Consider the following 19,024-nt stretch of genomic DNA (forward strand, 5'->3'; position numbering starts at 1 on the left):
TCGATGACTGCTGTAACTAAACTTTGTGTATTGATTTCGGGAAATGGCTCAAATCTGCAGGCCATTATTGATGCGATTGCTCTGGGCCGGTTAGAGGCTGAGGTGGTGTGCGTCATTGCAAACCGGCCGAATGCCTACGGGCTCGAGCGCGCCAGGAATGCTGGTATTCCTGCAGTTTGTCTTGATCATAAAAACATTGCCGACCGACAAATATACGATGAGCAGCTACAACAGCATATTGAACAGTATGCGCCGGACTGCGTAGTGCTCGCCGGATTTATGCGCATTCTTACAGAGAAATTTGTGCATCATTTTGCTGGAAGGCTGCTGAATATTCATCCCTCCCTGTTACCAAAATATAAAGGGCTACATACTCATCAGCGCGCCATTGACAACGGGGATGAAGAACACGGCGTGAGCGTTCACTTTGTGACACCCGAACTTGATGGCGGACCTGTCATTGTCCAGTGTCGGGTACCGATTTTTCCTGGCGATACTGCAGAAGAACTTGCCAGTAGAGTGCAAGAACAGGAACGCGGTATCTATCCTTTAGTGCTACAATGGTTTGCAAAAGGTCGTCTGACCATGCAGGGTAATAAGGCGGTACTGGATAATGAATTGCTTCCGGTTTCAGGATATGCAAACGATTAGATCACGCTTTGCCGGAGCATGTATTGCTCTGGCAATATCTTCCATGTCAGCACATGCTGACGAAAAAGCAGATCGTCTCCCACTGGTTCCTTTTCATGCCACCTATACAGCGTATAAATGGCAGGATGATGTAGGTAAAGCAGAGCTAAAACTGGAAAAGCTTGCCAAGGCGCAGTATTCCTTAACCTATTCTTCGGATGTCTCAAAGTTTTTTCTCTCAGACGAACGTTTTGAACACTCTATCTTTAACGTGATCGATGGCGAACTAATACCTGATCAGTACTATTACAGCCGCACCGGAACCGGATCAGACAAACACCTTCAGATTGATTTTCAACCTGCCCCCTCGCCTAAAATTGTAATAGACAAACAGAAGAAGCTACCCTGGCACGCTGAAACGGATAACCAGCTTTACCGAATTGATCTTCCCCGGCAGCTCGCCGCAGGCGAAGAAAACGTCGAATATCACTTCATTAACTATCGCGGCCAGTTAAAAACCTACGGCATAGAAATTCTTGGGCGTGAAACCCTCTCTCTGCCTTACGGTGAGCTAAAGACTATTAAAGTAAAACTGATTCGCCAGTCCCAATCCCGTGTGACTTTTGCCTGGTTCGCGCCATCGCTGGATTACAACCTGGTTCGTCTGCAACAGTTTAAAGATGGTGATGAACAAGGAGAGATCCGCCTGCAAAGTTATCGGCATTTGTAAGTCCATCGGCATAAATTAATTTCTCATTTAACCTAGTGTCTCCCGATTGCTGAAGCTGCGCTGCATTCGGCAGCGTTTTTCTTAAACCGTTTACTATCCTTCAACGTTATTTTCTTGATCTTTTTGAAATGAAACTATAGTTTTAACTCATTCTGGTCTGACCTCGAAAATTTCTACGACATTGCAGGTGGTTTGCGTAACGTAGGAAATGAAAGGAAATGGCCGAGATTTATATTCAGGAGTTGAAGAATGGCAGAGTTAGTCTGGTTTTTAATAATAGTCGTCGCCCTGGCTGTTGCCAGTTATAAACGTATGAGTTTAATCAATACGGTTGCTCTTGTGGCGGCCGTTATGGTGTTGGGTACGTTGTTCGGCGACATCGATTGGTTGGGTTGGTTGTTGTTCGTCGTTATTGCTGTTCCGTTAAGCATTACTGACATTCGGAAGCAGTACATTTCAAGCCGGATCCTGTCGTTTTATCGTAAAGTCATGCCTGAGATGTCTACCACAGAACAAGAGGCCATTGACGCCGGCACTGTCTGGTGGGACGGCGATATCTTTAGCGGCAAACCTGATTGGGAAAAGCTGCACGCGATTCCAAAGGGGAGATTAACTCCAGAAGAAAAAGCATTTTTAGAAGGCCCGGTAGATCGGGTTTGCCATATGGTTGATGAATGGCAAATCAACCACACCGATGCAGACTTGCCGCCTGATATCTGGGATTTTCTCAAAGAACACAAATTCTTTGCCATGATTATTAAAAAGAAATACGGGGGGTTACAATTTTCAGCCTTTGCGCAATCGCGCATATTGCAAAAGTTGGCAGGCCGTAGTGCAGTATTATCCAGTACCGTAGGTGTCCCTAATTCGCTTGGACCGGGGGAATTACTTCAACACTATGGAACAAAAGAGCAGCAAGATCACTATCTGCCGCGGTTAGCCAATGGTGACGAGATCCCGTGTTTTGCTTTAACCGGCCCAGAGGCAGGATCCGATGCTGGCGCCATTCCCGATGTAGGTATCGTGTGTAAAGGGACATGGGAAGGCCAGGAAGTTGTTGGAATGCGGCTGACCTTTAATAAACGCTATATCACTCTTGCGCCAATTGCGACCGTTATCGGTCTTGCATTTAAGCTGCGCGACCCGGATGGTTTATTGGGTAGTAAGCAAGAACTGGGAATTACCTGTGCGTTGATACCTCGGGACACCGCAGGGCTTGAAATTGGACGGCGCCACTTGCCACTGAACACTCCCTTTCAAAACGGACCTATCCGCGGCAAAGATATTTTTGTTCCCTTAGACTACATTATTGGCGGTGCGCCAATGGCTGGTAAAGGCTGGCGGATGCTGATGGAATGTTTATCAGTCGGTCGTTGTATTACCCTGCCTTCCACTGCAGCGGGCGGCGCTAAAACTGTCGCATTGGCTACAGGCGCGTATTCACGCATTCGCCGCCAATTCCGTATTCCTGTAGGAATGATGGAAGGTGTAGAAGAAATGCTGGGAAGAATTGGCGGCAATGCTTACCTGATGGACGCAGTCACTCGCTTTTCAACCGTAGGTGTGGATTTAGGTGAGAAACCGTCAGTTGTTTCGGCTATCAGTAAGTATCATTTAACGGAGAAGATGCGTCAGGTTATTAATGATTCCATGGATATCCATGGCGGAAAAGGCATCATGTTAGGGCCAAATAATTACCTGGGTCGTGGTTACCAGGGCGCCCCCATATCAATTACCGTTGAAGGTGCCAACATCCTGACACGTAATATGATGATATTTGGTCAGGGAGCGATGCGTTGCCACCCTTATGTGCTAAAGGAAATTCAAGCTGCTGCAATGGAAGATCGGCGCGAACAACTTGCCGCCTTTGATAAAGCTGTATTTGGTCATATTGGTTTCGCCATTGCTAACACAGTAAGAAGCTTGTGGTTTTCTTTTACCGGCGGCATTTTCCACACTTCGCCTTTTGCTGATGACACCGCTCGCTATTATAAGTTACTGCAAGGTTACAGTTCCAATCTTGCGCTGCTCGCTGATGTATCGATGGGCGTGCTAGGCGGCGATTTAAAAAGACGCGAACGATTGTCAGCCAGGCTTGGTGATATATTAAGCGGTATTTACCTTGCGAGCGCCACACTTAAACGGTTCGATGAAGATGGACGTCTTCACGAAGACGCCCCACTGATGCATTGGGCAGTGCAAGATACCTTGTATAATATAGAAATTGCGATTGAGAGTTTTCTTGCTAACTTTCCTAACAGAACCGTGGCTCTTGCGCTTAAAGCAATAGTAATACCGTTTGGTCGACGCTGTGAAAAACCATCTGATCGCCTTGAACACGTTATCGCGCAAATTCTGCAAAAACCTTCCTCTGCAAGGTCCCGGCTGGGCGATGGACAGTACATTACTCGCGAGGAAGGGAATCTTTATGGTGATTTGGAGCAAACCCTTGAAGATGTCTTAGCATGCGAACCCATATTTGAACGTATATGTAAACACAGACAAGCGAAACTTCCGTTTACCAACCTGGATAAGCTCGCAGAGGAGGCATTAAACGAAGGCATCATTGATGACCAAGAAGCGGCGCTGCTACACAAAACGGAAGCAGGACGTTTACGTACTATCAATGTGGATGATTTTGCACATGACGAACTTATTGCCAATCAAACCGTTAAAAAACAATAAACGTTTTTTGGTAAAACGAACCGCATAATAAATCAGCTACTATCTCCGGACGGCTCAATTTTCCTTCTCATTGGGCTGTCAGGAAGTTCCCTTCCCCGTTGCTGCCTTTCAAAGACTTAAGAGAGCCTGCAAGAGTAAAACGGTATATTTGTGACATTTTAGCCGCGATTTTGTATCCCCATATCTGCAGGTAAACGAAAACGGCTAAACAATAATTGCATTAGAAGTTTTCAGACCCTGCATGTATGAAAAATAAACAAAAAATATCGAGATGACAGTTCCTACAACAAAAGAAAAGGTGCTTCCACAGACAAAACAATAGCTTTCCATAGCGAAGGTGGCGTAGCGCAACCGCGCTATTGCGCACTTGAACAACAATTCCCTTCTCCTGAGCACAGACTAACACGCTGCATCTTTTGCGGGGCTTAAAAGGGCGTAGGAGAATTCGGTGTGCAGCATACTGCTTTACGTCGTAATGTATCTATGGCAATTAATTGCTCTAAAGTATTCTCTTGGGTTTGGAAATTGCGGTCAACGCGGTAGAATTGCGCCCAATTACAGCCTAAGCAGAGACAAATTACGTGCAAAAATCCGATAATATTTTTGCTACTCCGCTAACGTCAGTAGAAGATTTTAAGTTTGACGAAGCGGTGGCCGATGTTTTTCCCGACATGATTCAGCGTTCAGTTCCGGGTTACCAAACAATAGTAGACACCATTGGCGAAGTGGCAAGCCGCTTCGTTGTTCCCTCTACAAATGTTTATGATCTTGGCTGCTCTTTAGGCGCCGCCAGTCTTGCCATTGCCCGCGGCACTGCACAAATTCCCTGTAATATTATTGCTATTGACAACTCACAGGCTATGGTTTCGCGTTGCGAACGCATTATACAAAGTTTTAGTTTGCCAAACCCTGTCAGCGTAAGATGTGAATCCGCACTAGACACCGACATCACTAATGCATCTATGGTGGTGATGAATTTCACCTTACAATTTATACCGCCTGATGTCCGCCCTGCACTACTTAAACGCATTTACGATGGGCTGCTGCCTGGCGGCATATTGGTGTTATCGGAGAAAATCCGTCACCCATCCGTTACGGGCAACGAAATGCTGGTTGACCTTCATCACCAGTTTAAACGCAATAATGGTTATAGTGAGCTTGAAGTCAGTCAGAAGCGCGCGGCTCTTGAAAACGTCATGCTTACTGATACTTTCAGCGAACATGAAGCGCGTCTCAAAACAGCGGGTTTCAGTGATGTGGTAATGTGGTTTAAGTGCTACAACTTCACTTCGATGCTGGCAGTGAAAGCAAAGCGCGGGGATCGTGATGAATAATACTGCTGTAACCTGGTTTGAAGAATGCTATCAATCACTCTTAGGCACACCATTGTCTCACTGGCTGGAAACCTTGCCTGGGCAAATCAGCCACTGGTTAAAACATGATCGGCACGGCGAATTCGATAAATGGACGCGGCTAATCGAAAAGATGCCTCACACTACACCTTCGAAAATCGAATTCGCAAGTGAGGTACGCATCGGCTGTGCAGAAGATATTGATGATTACACGTCAAAGCAGTTACAGGGATTGCTTAAACAGTTTATGCCGTGGCGGAAAGGACCATATTTCTTACATGACATTCATATTGACACTGAATGGCGTTCTGACTGGAAGTGGGATCGTGTCGTTCCACATATTTCACCATTGGAAAGCCGTACCGTATTAGATGTTGGCTGCGGCAGCGGCTACCACATGTGGCGCATGTTGGGGCAGAATGCCAGCCGCGTAATTGGTATCGATCCTACCGTTTTATTCTTTATGCAGTTTCAAATTATTAAACGGTTTGCTCAAGACAGCAGGATTCACTTTCTCCCCCTGGGAATTGAACAGATGCAGGCACTTGACGCATTCGACACCGTTTTTTCCATGGGAGTGCTCTATCATCGTAAAGACCCGTTGCAGTTCTTAACCCAACTGAAGCATCAGTTGCGCCCCGGTGGCGAGTTGGTATTAGAAACCCTGGTGGTAGAGGGAGACGAAAACACGGTATTTATGCCCGGTGAACGCTACGCGCAGATGCGAAATGTATGGTTTCTTCCTAGCGTAGCAGCGTTAATAATCTGGCTTGAGCGGCTGGGATTTATCAATATTAAAATGGTGGATGTGAATGTCACCAGGCTGGATGAGCAACGCCAGACGCCGTGGATGACCTCCCAGTCACTGAAAGATTTTCTGGATCCTGAAGATCTTTCACGCACCATAGAAGGATATCCTGCACCACAACGTGCCGTAATCGTGGCCACACGCAAATAGCGGGCGTTATCTTCCAGATATAAAAGAAGTTGGCACAGATGTTGTAACCTGATTCGACAAAACGAATGCAGGATATTGCACCGACATAGGTAGCTCATGGATATAGCTGATTTTTTAGCCCAGCATCAATTGCCAACTTCTTACGCATCCATCGCACAACAATGGTTCATTCCCCTTGCTGATGAGATTAAAACGCACGCAGATGGTGCAGCTAAGCCATTTTTTGTGGGTGTAAATGGATGTCAGGGATCAGGAAAGTCCACGCTGTGTGAGTTTCTGGTTAGTTATCTGAACGCTACCTATAACCTAAACGCGGTAAGCGTGTCGTTGGACGACTTCTACTTACCGCAATCAGACCGCGCGTCGCTGGCGAAAGACGTGCATCCTCTTTTAGCTACTCGCGGTGTTCCCGGAACTCACAATACCGAACTGGCGCTGGCAACCTTCGCGAAATTAAGGCATGAAGGTAACGCACCGCTCCCTCGCTTTAATAAAGCGGTGGATAATCCCTTTCCTGTTAATGAATGGCCAGTGATCAATACGCCGCCCGATATCGTTTTAATGGAAGGATGGTGCTGGGGCGTTCCCCCGCAAGCCGAATCTGAACTTAAATTTCCGATAAACAGACTCGAACAGGAAGAAGATCCCGTTGGCATCTGGCGGAAGTTTGTGAATACTCAATTAGCTGGCGATTACCAGACTCTCTTTGATGAAATGAATTATTGGGTCATGCTTAAAGGGCCGTCATTTGAGCATGTCTATCAGTGGCGTTGTGAGCAAGAACATAAGTTGGCAGCAAAACTTGGTAACCGCGGAGCAGGTATTATGACTGACGAGCAGATAGCGCGTTTTATTCAACATTACCAAAGGCTAACGGAACACGGCTTCGCTACGCTTCCTGCCCAATGTGATCAGGTATTTGAGTTAGATGGGAACCGTCAGATAGTAAACGTAATAAAGGCGAAGTAATGCAAAACGCGAACACCGTAATATTTACTGATATGGATGGTACTTTGCTGGACCACCATACCTATAGTTTTGAAGCCGCACGCCCTACTCTTGAATTGCTATCCCGACGGCATATTCCGGTACTGCCGACAACCAGCAAGACCTACGCGGAGCTGGTTGATTTGCGAAAGAAAATTGGCCTTTCTGGCCCTTTTATCGTAGAAAATGGCGCAGCGGCTTACATTCCGCACGGCTTTTTTCAACAAAAGCCAGCAGGAACGGTCTGGCAAGATGGCTTTTGGTGCAAAGCCTTTATTTCTTCCAAACATTATTGGTTGAAAATGCTGGAAATAATAAAGAATGACTTTGCCGGGGAGTTTACCCATTTCAGCAATATGACTCTTGCTGACATTCAGGATGCCACCGGCTTGGACGAGGCTTCCGCCGGGCGTGCTGCGCAGAGGCAATTTGGCGAACCAGTGCTATGGCTGGGCTCTGAAGAGCGCAAAACAGAGTTTATTCGCGCAATTCGAGAGCGCGGCGCTTTTCCCTTGGAAGGCGGCCGCTTTATTCACATATCTGGAGATTGCAATAAAGGAAACGCACTGCAATGGTTTATGGAAGAGTATCACCGGCAGACCAGTGTGAATGCTACCTCAATCGCATTAGGTGACGGTAAAAACGATATAGCAATGCTGGAAGCAGCAAATATTGCTGTACGTATAGCGTCCCCCAGTCACCCTCCTCCACCACTACAAAAAGAAGAAAAGGTTTATACCAGTAACCTGCATGGGCCAGAAGGCTGGACAGAAATACTTACACGTTTGCTTTCTTTAGAAGATTAGGAGGATACATGGCTGACTTTTATCAAAATGGTGTCGTCACGACATTACATAACTTATCGCGCCGTCCCACAGAAGAGCTCGAAGCAGAACTGCTGCGCTTCTCTCAGAAACGTCCCATGGCGCTAATTTTACCTTCATTATTTTCAGAACTCGAAGGTGAAGCGCTACCGCATATCGTTGACGAATTGACAAACGTCCCTTACTTGTCTGAAATCGTTATCGGACTAGACAGAGCCTCAAAAGAACAATATCAACACGCGCTCAAGTTTTTTGGGCGACTGCCACAGCATCATAGGGTGCTATGGAATGATGGTCCTCGCTTAAAAGCCATTGATGATGAACTTATGGAACTAGGCCTGGCGCCGAAAGAATTGGGTAAGGGCCGAAATGTCTGGTACTGCATGGGCTACATTCTGGCTTCTAACCGAGCTGAATCGGTAGCATTACATGACTGCGACATTGTGACGTATAATCGCGATTTACTGGCGCGGCTGATCTACCCTGTAGCCAATCCCATGTTTAACTATGAGTTTTGCAAAGGCTATTACGCGCGGGTGGCTGACGGTAAAATTAACGGGCGGGTGTCGCGCCTGCTGGTAACGCCCCTGCTTCGCGCCCTGAAAAGAACATTAGGCGATAACGAATATCTGGAATTTATGGATAGCTTCCGTTATCCGCTGGCTGGCGAATTTTCCTTCCGCCGGGATGTGCTTAACGACATTCGTATTCCGAGTGATTGGGGCTTGGAAATCGGCGTACTCTCTGAGATGCATCGTAACTACAATCATAACAGGCTGTGTCAGGCTGATATCGCTGATGCTTACGATCATAAACACCAGGATTTGTCGTTGAACAACGACCAGGGCGGCTTGTCAAAAATGTCAATTGATATCACCAAAGCGGTGTTTCGAAAACTAGCCACTCAGGGGCAAGCGTTCAGTAACGAAATGTTCCGTTCGATTAAAGCGACGTATTATCGAATAGCGCTGGACTTCGTAGAAACCTATCATAACGATGCGGTAATGAACGGCTTGAACCTGGATATCCATAGCGAAGAAAAAGCAGTAGAAATGTTTGCCAGTAATATTATGAAAGCGGGCCAAAGCTTTCTCGAAAATCCTATGGAAACCCCATTTATTCCTAGCTGGAACCGGGTAACAAGCGCAGTGCCAGATATTTTGGATCGATTACTGGAGGCTGTAGAAGCTGATACCTCAGAACTATTAGGGTAAAGAATGAGTACAAACTGGAACCTCTTACACGAAAAGGTCAGTCATCATTTGCAGGCCATATATGTTGACGTGGTCATTAAGACTCCCGTTGGTGAGTTGGCCACGATACTGCTGCAGAAGATGAGGATTACAAAAGACGAAGATATTATCGTGTCGGCGGCCCATAACAATTATTGGGACGAAGGCGACATCGTCATGATCACCTATGGTGATAGCATTACAAACGAGCAAGAAAGACCGCTGTTTACATTGCTGCGATTTTTGCACACCTACTGCAAAAACAGCATAAATAATGTACACATTTTACCGTTCTTTCCTTACAGCTCAGACGATGGGTTTTCGGTTATTGACTACTCCAGCGTAAATGAAGCGCTAGGCAGCTGGGATGAGATAAGCCGGATTGCCAATGAGTATGGCTTAATGGTGGATTTGGTAGTAAACCATTGCTCAGCCAGAAGCAAATGGTTTGATAATTTCATCAAAGGTGAAGGCCCAGGAAGCGATTTCTTCTTTACCGCCGATCCTGGCGATGATTTATCACAAGTTACCCGTCCCAGAGTGTCGCCGTTACTTCGGGAAACTCAGACCGCCGAGGGTACAAAGTATGTTTGGTGTACGTTTAGTCATGATCAGGTCGATTTCGACTTCTCCAATCCTGACGTATTAGTCGCCTTTGTCGACATAATTCGGCTTTATATTGATAAGGGCACCAAGATATTTCGGTTGGATGCTGTAGCGTTTCTGTGGAAAGTGGTAGGCACCAGTTGCATTAATCTTCCGCAGACCCATGAGGTGATTCGCTTAATCCGCACCTTAGTTGAACATGTTGATCCAAGTATTATTCTTATTACTGAAACCAACATTCCGAACCGCGAAAACCTGACTTACTTCGGTAATGCCAATGAAGCCCATGCTATTTATAACTTCTCATTACCACCCTTACTGGTGAATACGCTCGTAACCGGAGACTGTCGGTATTTGAAAAGCTGGATGATGAGCATGCCACCGGCGCAAAACGGAACGACGTATTTTAACTTCATCGCCTCCCATGACGGCATCGGGTTACGTCCGGCAGAAGGGTTGCTCAGCGATGAGGAAATCTCCACCCTTGTTCATACCATGCAAAGTTTTGGCGGCAAGATTTCCTGGCGCGCTTCTGCACATGGGCAACAAAAGCCATACGAAATCAATATTACGTTATTTGATGCGCTACAAGGCACAGCAAACGGCCCTGACAAATGGCAGGTCGACAGATTTATTTGCGCCCACGCCATAATGTTAGGGATGGAAGGCATGCCGGGAATTTATATCCATAGTCTGCTGGGAACGTCGAACGATTATGAGAAAGTGGCGAATACCGGCCAAAATCGCTCTATAAATCGCAGGCGTTGGGATTATGGTGAGCTGGAAACATTACTGGATTCCCCTCACTCGCAACATCACAAAGTGTTGACTCGCATGTCTCAACTAATTCGCATCCGAAAAGCGCAACCTGCGTTTCATCCTAACGCCACACAGTTTACTTTGCAGTTGGGCAACAAACTGTTTGGCTATTGGCGCCAAAGCCTTGATCGCAAACAAAGCATTTTTTGCATCAATAACATCAGCGATGAAGAACAGGCCGTCTTGCTTTCAGATATTAATCTGATTGGTACGGATGTGTGGATAAATCTAATCACTCGTGAAGAAATTACTGATGTGGGCGGCTTTATACAGTTAAAACCTTATCAAACGTTGTGGATCAGTAATCAGGATATCGAATAAAAAGTCCCTCTTATTCACTCGTCTGTAACCGACACAGATAGCATCCCGCTATCTGTGTTTATTCTCTACACTTTCGTTGGCAAGCTGTTGTAAGTACGCGATAATCCCCTCTTTGGAAAAACTGACGTAATCGCCACTACGCTAGCGGTGCGGGTGATCCATGTCGCTTTTCTCAAACTGCACTCATAAAATGAGCCCTCGTAACTGCTAATTAAAGTATATGAAGCGATTATTTCCGAGAATTAACTCACTTATTTTTATTCAACTTTGGGAGATATAATGGTGTTACAGAGTTCTTCTGCCTGGCTGCCACTTTCCGAAGCCGTTAATCGAATATTGCAGGCGGCGCCCGCTGTTTCAAGCGCCGAGTCTATTGCATTAGAAGACGCCCTGGGACGTGTGGTTGCCAATGATATTACTGCTCCAGTCAATGTACCACCGTGGGATAACTCTGCCATGGATGGGTACGCTGTGAAATCAGGTAACGCGGTAGCAGAAGGTAAATTAACCATTACTGGCACTCTCACCGCAGGCATGGACCCAGCCCCTTTCACAGTCGCAGATGGCGAAGCGATAAGAATAATGACAGGTGCGCCTATTCCCGCGGGTGCTGATGCCGTTGTCATTCAGGAAGATACCCATCGTGCAGGTGACTGCCTTACTGTGCTTCAATCTGCTTCAGTGGGAGACAATATTCGCCGCTGTGGAAGCGACATAGTCAAAGGTGAAACTGTGATCGAACGTGGCACTCGAATCGAAGCCAGTCACATTATGTTGCTGGCATCTTTGGGTTTGGCGCATTTGCATGTGACTCCCAAAGTTAAGGTAGGCGTTGTGGCTACCGGTGATGAACTGGTTGCGCCTGGTGGTTCATTGAGTAACGGCCAGATTTTCGAATCCAATCGCGCTGGCATTTGCAGTTTACTGGCCCCGTTTCAAGTCTTAATCACAGATTATGGCATCGTGAAGGACGATCCTGCCGCATTAAAGAGCATATTTACTCGCGCCGCTGAGAAAGAAGATATTCTTATTAGCAGTGGTGGCGTGTCGGTGGGCGATGCCGATTTTGTAAAGGCAATAGTGGGCGAATTAGGCAGCATCGATTTTTGGAAAATTGCCATTAAACCCGGTAAACCTTTTGCTTTTGGAACACTGGGGCGTTGTCTTTTTTGTGGCGTGCCCGGTAATCCTGTGTCGGCGTTTGTGACCACGCAGAAGTTAGTAATGCCGCTTATTCGAAAGCTGCAGGGTGAACAGTTACCAAATACAAGCAGTCAGCTTACATTACACGCCATACTTCAAAAAGAGGTTGTCAGACGCCCCGGCAGAGAAGACTTTCAGCGTGCAACCATGTTCACTGATAATAATAATCAGCTATGTGTAAAGCCTCTGCCTAAGCAAAGCTCAGGTGTAATGACATCGATGACGCAAGCCAATTGCTTTTTGGTGATCCCTGCCCAACAAGGTAACCTCGCAGTTGGAGACACCGTAATAATCCAACCCTTCTCTGTAACCGGTAACTGGACACCACCTTAACATGATCATTATTTCCCGCCGTTCTGCCCTTGAAAGCAAACGGTTAGTTTCACTTACCTGGCCGTTATTGGTTGCGCAGCTAACGCAGATGTTGATGGGCGTGGTAGATACTGTTATGGCTGGACACTACGATGCCGTAGATATGGCCGCCGTAGCCTTGGGATTTAGCATAACGGTACCGCTGTTATGTTTTATTCAAGGTATCGCTTTAGCATTGCCGCCTATCATTTCCCGTTTTCACGGTAAAGGCGCGACCAGCGATATTGCTCGCGCCTCCCAGCAAGCGGGCTACTTACTGGTGATTGTCAGCCTGATAATAATGTGTATTTATCCGTTTACCGAGTCGCTGGTAACACTCTTTCCGATGGAAGATGCATTAGCAGTAATCACCGTAGACTATGTACATTTTGTGCTTCTTTCTATGCCAGGTTTTGCGCTCTATCAGTGGTTACGAAACTTCTGCGAAGGGCTGGGTAATACTAAGCCCACCATGGTGATTACCGTCATTGGCCTGGCCTTTAATGTGCTGGGAAACTACCTGTTTATTTACGGTGCCGGGCCTATTCCCGCATTTGGTGGCGCAGGCTGCGGCATTGCCACCACCATTGTCATTTATGCAATGATGATAGCGACTGCTGTTTATGTAAGGTTTTCTTCTCGCCTGAAACAATACGCGCTGTTTGCCCAGGTATTTTCGCCCTCAGCGGGAATGATGGCGCGCATCTTTAAACTCGGCCTGCCTGTCGCCATGACGCTGCTATTTGAAGTCACCTTATTTGCCGTTGTTGCTTTGTTGTTAGCGCCTTTTGGTGCCACTACTGTCGCTGCGCATCAGGTTGCTCTAAACTTTTCTGCACTTATGTTCATGTTTCCCATGAGCTTAGGAATGGCAGTTTCGATTCGCGTTGGCTATCGCATTGGGCAAAATCGCTATCGACAGGCCAGAGTGGCAGTAAAAAGTGCACTAACAATCGGATTGCTAGTAGCAATATTGACCGCGTCATTTACTGTCTTGGCTAAAAGTTTCATTATTGGTTTATATACTACCGATGATGAGGTTTTTGAATTAGCGAACTCGTTGCTGATATTTGCCGCTCTGTTTCAATTTTCTGATGCCATACAAGTTATTTCCGCCAACGCACTTCGCGGCTATAAAGATACCACGGCAATGTTTTTAATTACCTTTTGTGCGTACTGGCTAATTGGACTTCCTACAGGGATAATATTAGGACGTACCGACTGGCTGACCGACGCGCCTTTGTCCGCAGCCGGATTCTGGATTGGGTTTATTGTAGGATTAAGCAGCGCTGCGGTGATGTTGGGATCACGAGTATGGGTAATTCAAAGGCGCTATGCCCGGCATTCGAACCTGGCGCAATAATGAAAGAGTATACCCTTTTGCAAAAAGCAGAATGTAGAAACCAGATCTTCAACCCGCAATGGAGCATGAATCAGTGATTGAAATTGTGCCAGTGTTGATTTACTTCTTCGCAGTTATCGATCCCATTGGCACCATTCCAGTATTCGTGGCGTGTACTCAACGCCACTCTGCTGCAGAAAGACGTAAAATAGCGCTAATGGCATTTCTTACTTCCACCAGTATTCTGCTGTTTTTTATCATTGCTGGCGAGTTCATCTTGACCGTTATGAAAATTCCGTTACCCGCATTTCAAATTTCAGGTGGAATCGTGCTTTTCCTGTTCGCGTTAACTATGATTTTTGGCGAAGGAAAGCCAGGAAAAGAAATAAGAATGATGAAGTCGCCGCGTGAAATAGCCGTTTTCCCCATCGCGGTTCCTTCTATTGCAAGCCCCGGCGCTATGCTCGCCGCTGTTTTACTCACCGAAAATAAGGTCTACACACTTTGGGAACAAGCTCAAACAGCAATGGTGATGGTGGGCGTATTGTTTTTAACCCTTCTTCTTATGATTATGGCCAATGTCATCATTCGAGTAATTGGTGAAGCCGGAGCCAGTATTATCAGCCGGGTAATGGGCCTTATTCTGGCTTCACTGGCAACAGCCAATACGCTTGCCGGAATTAAGGTCTATTTTGCTATTTAACAGAAAAACCGATTACTGAGTTTTGTTGCTCACTTCTCGTGAATCGTCTGAAGCCGAATTTCTCTCCCATAAATTGCCGATGAGCGGATCGTCTTCGTCTTTTCCTTCCCATTCATAATGCTTGGGCGTGGGTTTTGGATCCCGCTTCCAAAACAGCAGGGCACAGACGGTACCGCCTAAAGCACCGAAAAAATGCGCCTCATAGGAAATTTCAGGATCGCGGGGAAAAATAGTCATTACCATCCCGCCATACATAAAAAACGCGATCATCATAAGCCCGACGGAACGCGCGTCGCGCCGCATAACAGATACAACAAATAAATAAAAAAACAAACCGTGAGCCACACCACTTGCGCCCAGATGGGTGGCATCGCGACCAAACAACCACACGCCAATTCCAGAAATCAACCAGGAAAATCCTAGTGCTTTGAAACGAGTCTGCGGGTATCCGTATAACAGCGCGGTACCCAAAATTAAAAGCGGCAAGGTATTATTGAACAAATGTTCATAAGAGCTATGTACTAAAGGCGCCGTAAGTATGCCCGGCAGCCGCGACCATTCAAGCGGCACTATGCCCAGCATGCCTAACGGTAAGTGGAACAAGATACCCGCCGACTGGATAACCCAAAGCGCTGCAACAGCGCTCACACTGGCCATTATGGCGCTATAGAGGGAATAATGAAGATTCTTTGTTTTCATTTACTGTACGTGTGGGCGAACGTAAAAAAAACAATTTAGTGATGAAAATTGATCGAATCCCAATCTCTTGTACGGTCGATATCACAGGCAGCTTCAGGATGTTCAACACCCTTACAGAAACTAGCGTTTTCCGGATTATTAAGCAGCTTACCTGCGCCTTTATCTCCCGATAACATCATAAGTTGCGGCAAATACTCTACAGGAAAAATTGCCGGCGCCGACAACCTGCCTCCCCACCGACTGGCAATAATACGCTGTGGATGCTCTTGCGCGGCTATTGTCAAGTGCTGTAACGATGCGGTGGTCACCTTTGGTAAATCACTTAAACCTATTAGCACATGAGAGAAATGGCTACCCTCACGTTGCAGATACTGAATACCATTACGAATGCTACTGGCAATGCCTTCTTGCCAGCCAGGATTATAAACAAGGTGGCAGATGTCATAGTGCGAAAAATCTGCACTGATCTGTTGATGATAAGCGCCTGATACCAGCACAATAGGCGTCTCACATAGAGGAGCATATTGCTTTACCGTATATTGCAGTAATGGTTCGCCCCCAGGATGGTTGGAGAACAATTTGTTACCGTTATATCGTCGGCTACTTCCACCGGCGAGTAAAATTATCCTTAAGCGAATCGACATGAATTTTGCGAATGCGTCTGTTGCTCATAGAGGGTCGCGTGAGCCTGCGACAGAATGGAAAGTGCAATGGATTCCGGCAATTCTCCACCTATTGGAAATCCCGCTGGCGCACAAATTGGAACAGGTAAAGCAGAGGCTTGTAACTTAGCTGATTTCAGTACCCTTTTATATCGATGAACTGGTCCAAGCAACGCCAAATATTGTAATGCCGCATTCGGATGACGTGCAATTAACGCTACAGCTTTGGCATCTAAGTCAACTTGATGATGCATCAGCACTATAGCATTTGCCTGTTGATACCATTGATTACAAGCCAAGTCTTCAATTTCACTCTCGCCGGTATAAGTGGCTGATAGGAAATCCTGCGAGCGCGCGTACCTTGCTCTCGGATCGTTTACCGCCACCCGCCAGCCAATTCTGGCCGCTATATCACACAGAGGTATGGCATCAATACCACCTCCTAATATCAGCAGCGTACTGGGTGGCGTCAGCCGATGTACAAACCAGTCTTCTTTTTGCTCGGGTCGGGTAATTAAAGAAGCTGCCGGGCCCGGACGTAAGCTTTGGGCATAGTCCACCGGTTGATTAGCCTGCATCCGCTCTAATACTTCAGGTAGATGCAAATAGTTATTTTCGGCATTCACCGGTTGCAGTAGCAACGTCACCTCTCCGCCGCAACCTATGCCTAAACGCCAGGCAATATCGCCTTCTTCCTGCATATCGTAAGTAACTTGCTTACTGTGCCCTTTTAACCAACACTTTCTGGCGTGGTGAAAAATATCGCTTTCTAAACAACCACCGCTAACCATCCCCATTTGCTTACCAGTGTCATTAAACAACATCATGGCTCCCGCTTTGCGGTAGGACGACCCCCGGGTTCCGATTACTGTAACAAGAATCCACTTGTAGTCGTCCTTTTGCGAAATCCAATCGCGCAAAATGTGGTAAAGATGGTGCTTCATGATCTCATGCCTTTTAAGCTAGCTATAAATATGATCGCCCTAGCGCTTGCACCGTTCAGGATGACGTCAAGCGTTCAACATTCATGGTCGTTATACGATTCAGAACGGGTAAAGGTCACAAAGCAGCAGGACAAGCTCATGTCGATGCTCGTCCTGATGCCATTATTATATAAAACCAGGTATTTTTAAAATAACCATATCATATAGCGAAAAAGCACTTTGCATTTTTGCAAATGCCACCAATGATATAGGGGTAAAGATGGATACCACAATTATAGTTATGGTGTAATGACTCCATAACGACGAAAACTTTCACTAAAATATAGGTATTCCAAACCAGGTAAGGAACGACAATGCAAGTATTTGACGACAATTCACTTTCTATCGGCCGTACGCCGTTAGTTAAACTTAATCGGGTCACAGGCGGTAACGTGTATGCCAAAATGGAATCGCGGAACCCGAGTTTCAGCGTAAAGTGCCGTATCGGCGCAAACATGATATGGGATGCAGAAAAGCGCGGTGTACTAAAGCCTGGTAAAGAGCTTGTTGAACCTACCAGCGGAAATACCGGAATAGCGCTGGCTTTCGTTGCCGCATCACGAGGTTACAAGCTAACGCTAACCATGCCAAGTAGCATGAGTTTGGAGCGCAGAAAGCTGCTTAAAGCACTGGGTGCAAATTTAATATTGACAGAAGCCCCTAAGGGAATGAAAGGCGCAGTAGCCGCGGCCCAGGAAATCGTCGCTTCTGATCCTGACAAATACGTATTACTCCAACAGTTTGATAACCCTGCCAATCCCGCTATACACGAAAAAACAACCGGGCCTGAAATCTGGGATGACACCGATGGTAAAGTTGATGCTTTTGTCGCAGGCGTAGGTACCGGCGGCACCATTACCGGGGTAAGTCGGTATATCAAAAATACTAAAGGCAAAGCTATTGTCTCTATCGCTGTCGAGCCCACCGATTCACCGGTCATTACTCAAGCAAAAAAAGGCGAAGAACTAACGCCTGGCCCGCATAAAATACAAGGTATCGGCGCGGGTTTCATTCCAGGTAATCTGGATTTAGACATTGTTGACGAAGTGGCGCAAGTCACTAACGAAGAATGTATGGAAATGACGCATCGTCTAATGGTGGAAGAAGGCATACTGGCAGGCATATCATCTGGTGCCGCGGTAGTCGCAGCCAAACGCTTTGCAGAACGTCCGGAAAACAAAGATAAAATTGTAGTTGTACTGTTAGCGAGTGCCACCGAACGCTACTTAAGCAGCCCGTTATTTGCTGGCGCTTTCGGCGAACAGGAAGAACAACAATAATCATTTAATGTAATTCATATTGAAGCGAGGTTTATACCTCGCTTTTTAATACCTGTTTTGCTAGTTTGTGGTAAAGAAATTCGCATCAGATAGTTTCAAACTATCTGCATCTGGCGGCCAGCTAATTTCATGTTGTCGAGGATAGTACGACACAATCAAGCAGGTTTTATTATGGATTACATAGACGATGTTTAGTCTCTCTTTCAAACGTACAGTGTTTGTTATCTTGAGTATGATGATGCTCAGCGCCTGTGGTGAGAAAGAAGAAGGGCTTGGCCGCTATGGCATGTTGCATGAAAATACGCCTGAATATACCTCTGTTAAGTTTATGCAGAGCATATATCTAGAACCGGATATCAGTCAGGCTGTTGCCTTAAGTACGAACCGGCTGGCTCGCATTTTAAGAAGTTATCATACGAACAGCAATGTACAGCGGCATGTGATGAACCTGAAATTTGATAGCGTAGTGATTACCCCGGAGGGTGGCGGTAAGGTAGGTCGTTCTCAGTTTTCCGATAAGGCTACAGTTACCTTGTTTTTTAGCGGAGAAGTGAATGATGAGCGTCGTGAAGATCTGCGCCGGGTAGAGCTAATAAAAGAAAATGGTACATGGAAAGTTAGTCGTATTCATCCTGATCATTTTATGTAATATCAACC

The 19,024-nt window shown here is 46.3% G+C and carries 17 protein-coding genes; 14 read left to right on the forward strand and 3 right to left on the reverse strand.

Annotated features, from left to right (window positions below; genetic code table 11):
* Positions 1–3: 3 nt before the first annotated feature.
* The 12 genes from purN (at position 4) to CA267_RS00555 (ending at position 14,743) form a co-directional block, all read left to right on the forward strand.
* Positions 4–651, forward strand: coding sequence for a phosphoribosylglycinamide formyltransferase (purN, locus tag CA267_RS00500; protein WP_075609286.1), 648 nt, complete (start codon positions 4–6; stop codon positions 649–651).
* Positions 638–1,360 carry a DUF3108 domain-containing protein gene (locus CA267_RS00505; protein ID WP_075609285.1) on the forward strand — a complete coding sequence of 241 codons (723 nt, stop codon included), beginning with the start codon at positions 638–640 and terminating at the stop codon, positions 1,358–1,360. Before purN ends, CA267_RS00505 begins: the two co-directional genes overlap by 14 nt.
* Positions 1,361–1,609: 249 nt before the next feature.
* Positions 1,610–4,045, forward strand: a complete 2,436-nt coding sequence (gene fadE / locus CA267_RS00510) for an acyl-CoA dehydrogenase FadE (RefSeq protein WP_075609284.1) — start codon at positions 1,610–1,612, stop codon at positions 4,043–4,045.
* Between the two features lie 581 nt (positions 4,046–4,626).
* The gene (gene cmoA / locus CA267_RS00515) at positions 4,627–5,379 is read left to right on the forward strand and encodes a carboxy-S-adenosyl-L-methionine synthase CmoA (RefSeq protein WP_075609283.1); all 753 of its coding nucleotides are present in this window, start codon (positions 4,627–4,629) and stop codon (positions 5,377–5,379) included.
* Positions 5,372–6,355, forward strand: coding sequence for a tRNA 5-methoxyuridine(34)/uridine 5-oxyacetic acid(34) synthase CmoB (cmoB, locus tag CA267_RS00520; protein ID WP_075609282.1), 984 nt, complete (start codon positions 5,372–5,374; stop codon positions 6,353–6,355). The genes cmoA and cmoB overlap by 8 nt, the downstream gene beginning before the upstream one ends.
* Before the next feature lie 96 nt (positions 6,356–6,451).
* On the forward strand, positions 6,452–7,324 hold the full coding sequence (locus CA267_RS00525) for a kinase (protein ID WP_075609281.1): 873 nt from the start codon (positions 6,452–6,454) through the stop codon (positions 7,322–7,324).
* Complete coding sequence (locus tag CA267_RS00530) at positions 7,324–8,148, forward strand: HAD-IIB family hydrolase (protein WP_075609280.1); 825 nt, start codon at positions 7,324–7,326, stop codon at positions 8,146–8,148. Before CA267_RS00525 ends, CA267_RS00530 begins: the two co-directional genes overlap by 1 nt.
* A gap of 8 nt (positions 8,149–8,156) precedes the next feature.
* Positions 8,157–9,380: a glycosyltransferase family protein gene (locus tag CA267_RS00535; RefSeq protein ID WP_075609279.1), complete on the forward strand. Its 1,224-nt coding sequence runs from the start codon at positions 8,157–8,159 to the stop codon at positions 9,378–9,380.
* 3 nt (positions 9,381–9,383) lie between these two features.
* Positions 9,384–11,144, forward strand: a complete 1,761-nt coding sequence (locus CA267_RS00540; RefSeq protein WP_075609278.1) for a sugar phosphorylase — start codon at positions 9,384–9,386, stop codon at positions 11,142–11,144.
* Positions 11,145–11,423: 279 nt separating this feature from the next.
* Entirely contained in the window at positions 11,424–12,680 is a 1,257-nt protein-coding gene (gene moeA, locus CA267_RS00545; protein WP_075609277.1) for a molybdopterin molybdotransferase MoeA, read from the forward strand.
* A 7-nt stretch (positions 12,681–12,687) separates the two neighbouring features.
* On the forward strand, positions 12,688–14,061 hold the full coding sequence (locus CA267_RS00550; protein ID WP_097349205.1) for an MATE family efflux transporter: 1,374 nt from the start codon (positions 12,688–12,690) through the stop codon (positions 14,059–14,061).
* 73 nt (positions 14,062–14,134) lie between these two features.
* The gene (locus CA267_RS00555) at positions 14,135–14,743 is read left to right on the forward strand and encodes a MarC family protein (RefSeq protein WP_075610054.1); all 609 of its coding nucleotides are present in this window, start codon (positions 14,135–14,137) and stop codon (positions 14,741–14,743) included.
* A gap of 12 nt (positions 14,744–14,755) precedes the next feature.
* Here the strand turns inward: CA267_RS00555 and CA267_RS00560 are convergent, their stop codons facing one another.
* The 3 genes from CA267_RS00560 to CA267_RS00570 are packed head-to-tail and all read right to left on the reverse strand — an operon-like array spanning position 14,756 to position 17,048.
* Positions 14,756–15,442 carry a rhomboid family intramembrane serine protease gene (locus CA267_RS00560; RefSeq protein ID WP_075609275.1) on the reverse strand — a complete coding sequence of 229 codons (687 nt, stop codon included), beginning with the start codon at positions 15,440–15,442 and terminating at the stop codon, positions 14,756–14,758.
* Positions 15,443–15,477: 35 nt separating this feature from the next.
* Positions 15,478–16,086: a nucleotidyltransferase family protein gene (locus tag CA267_RS00565; RefSeq protein WP_075609274.1), complete on the reverse strand. Its 609-nt coding sequence runs from the start codon at positions 16,084–16,086 to the stop codon at positions 15,478–15,480.
* The gene (locus CA267_RS00570; RefSeq protein ID WP_075609273.1) at positions 16,071–17,048 is read right to left on the reverse strand and encodes an XdhC family protein; all 978 of its coding nucleotides are present in this window, start codon (positions 17,046–17,048) and stop codon (positions 16,071–16,073) included. Before CA267_RS00570 ends, CA267_RS00565 begins: the two co-directional genes overlap by 16 nt.
* A 353-nt stretch (positions 17,049–17,401) precedes the next feature.
* Between CA267_RS00570 and cysK the strand changes: the two genes are divergently transcribed.
* Both cysK and CA267_RS00580 read left to right on the forward strand, forming a co-directional pair.
* Positions 17,402–18,367 (forward strand): cysteine synthase A, encoded by a 966-nt coding sequence (gene cysK, locus CA267_RS00575; protein ID WP_075609271.1) that lies wholly within the window; start codon positions 17,402–17,404, stop codon positions 18,365–18,367.
* Positions 18,368–18,554: 187 nt separating this feature from the next.
* Entirely contained in the window at positions 18,555–19,016 is a 462-nt protein-coding gene (locus CA267_RS00580) for a nuclear transport factor 2 family protein (RefSeq protein WP_075609270.1), read from the forward strand.
* Positions 19,017–19,024 lie beyond the last annotated feature (8 nt).

The organism is Alteromonas pelagimontana (genome assembly GCF_002499975.2).
Classification (GTDB): domain Bacteria; phylum Pseudomonadota; class Gammaproteobacteria; order Enterobacterales; family Alteromonadaceae; genus Alteromonas; species Alteromonas pelagimontana.

Coding starts and splice junctions, on each gene's coding strand:
- purN (WP_075609286.1), top strand. CDS start 4: ATGACTGCTGTAACTAAACTTTGTGTATTGATTTCGGGAAATGGCTCA.
- CA267_RS00505 (WP_075609285.1), top strand. CDS start 638: ATGCAAACGATTAGATCACGCTTTGCCGGAGCATGTATTGCTCTGGCA.
- fadE (WP_075609284.1), top strand. CDS start 1,610: ATGGCAGAGTTAGTCTGGTTTTTAATAATAGTCGTCGCCCTGGCTGTT.
- cmoB (WP_075609282.1), top strand. CDS start 5,372: ATGAATAATACTGCTGTAACCTGGTTTGAAGAATGCTATCAATCACTC.
- CA267_RS00525 (WP_075609281.1), top strand. CDS start 6,452: ATGGATATAGCTGATTTTTTAGCCCAGCATCAATTGCCAACTTCTTAC.
- CA267_RS00530 (WP_075609280.1), top strand. CDS start 7,324: ATGCAAAACGCGAACACCGTAATATTTACTGATATGGATGGTACTTTG.
- CA267_RS00535 (WP_075609279.1), top strand. CDS start 8,157: ATGGCTGACTTTTATCAAAATGGTGTCGTCACGACATTACATAACTTA.
- CA267_RS00540 (WP_075609278.1), top strand. CDS start 9,384: ATGAGTACAAACTGGAACCTCTTACACGAAAAGGTCAGTCATCATTTG.
- moeA (WP_075609277.1), top strand. CDS start 11,424: ATGGTGTTACAGAGTTCTTCTGCCTGGCTGCCACTTTCCGAAGCCGTT.
- CA267_RS00560 (WP_075609275.1), bottom strand. CDS start 15,442: ATGAAAACAAAGAATCTTCATTATTCCCTCTATAGCGCCATAATGGCC.
- CA267_RS00565 (WP_075609274.1), bottom strand. CDS start 16,086: ATGTCGATTCGCTTAAGGATAATTTTACTCGCCGGTGGAAGTAGCCGA.
- CA267_RS00570 (WP_075609273.1), bottom strand. CDS start 17,048: ATGAAGCACCATCTTTACCACATTTTGCGCGATTGGATTTCGCAAAAG.
- cysK (WP_075609271.1), top strand. CDS start 17,402: ATGCAAGTATTTGACGACAATTCACTTTCTATCGGCCGTACGCCGTTA.
- CA267_RS00580 (WP_075609270.1), top strand. CDS start 18,555: ATGTTTAGTCTCTCTTTCAAACGTACAGTGTTTGTTATCTTGAGTATG.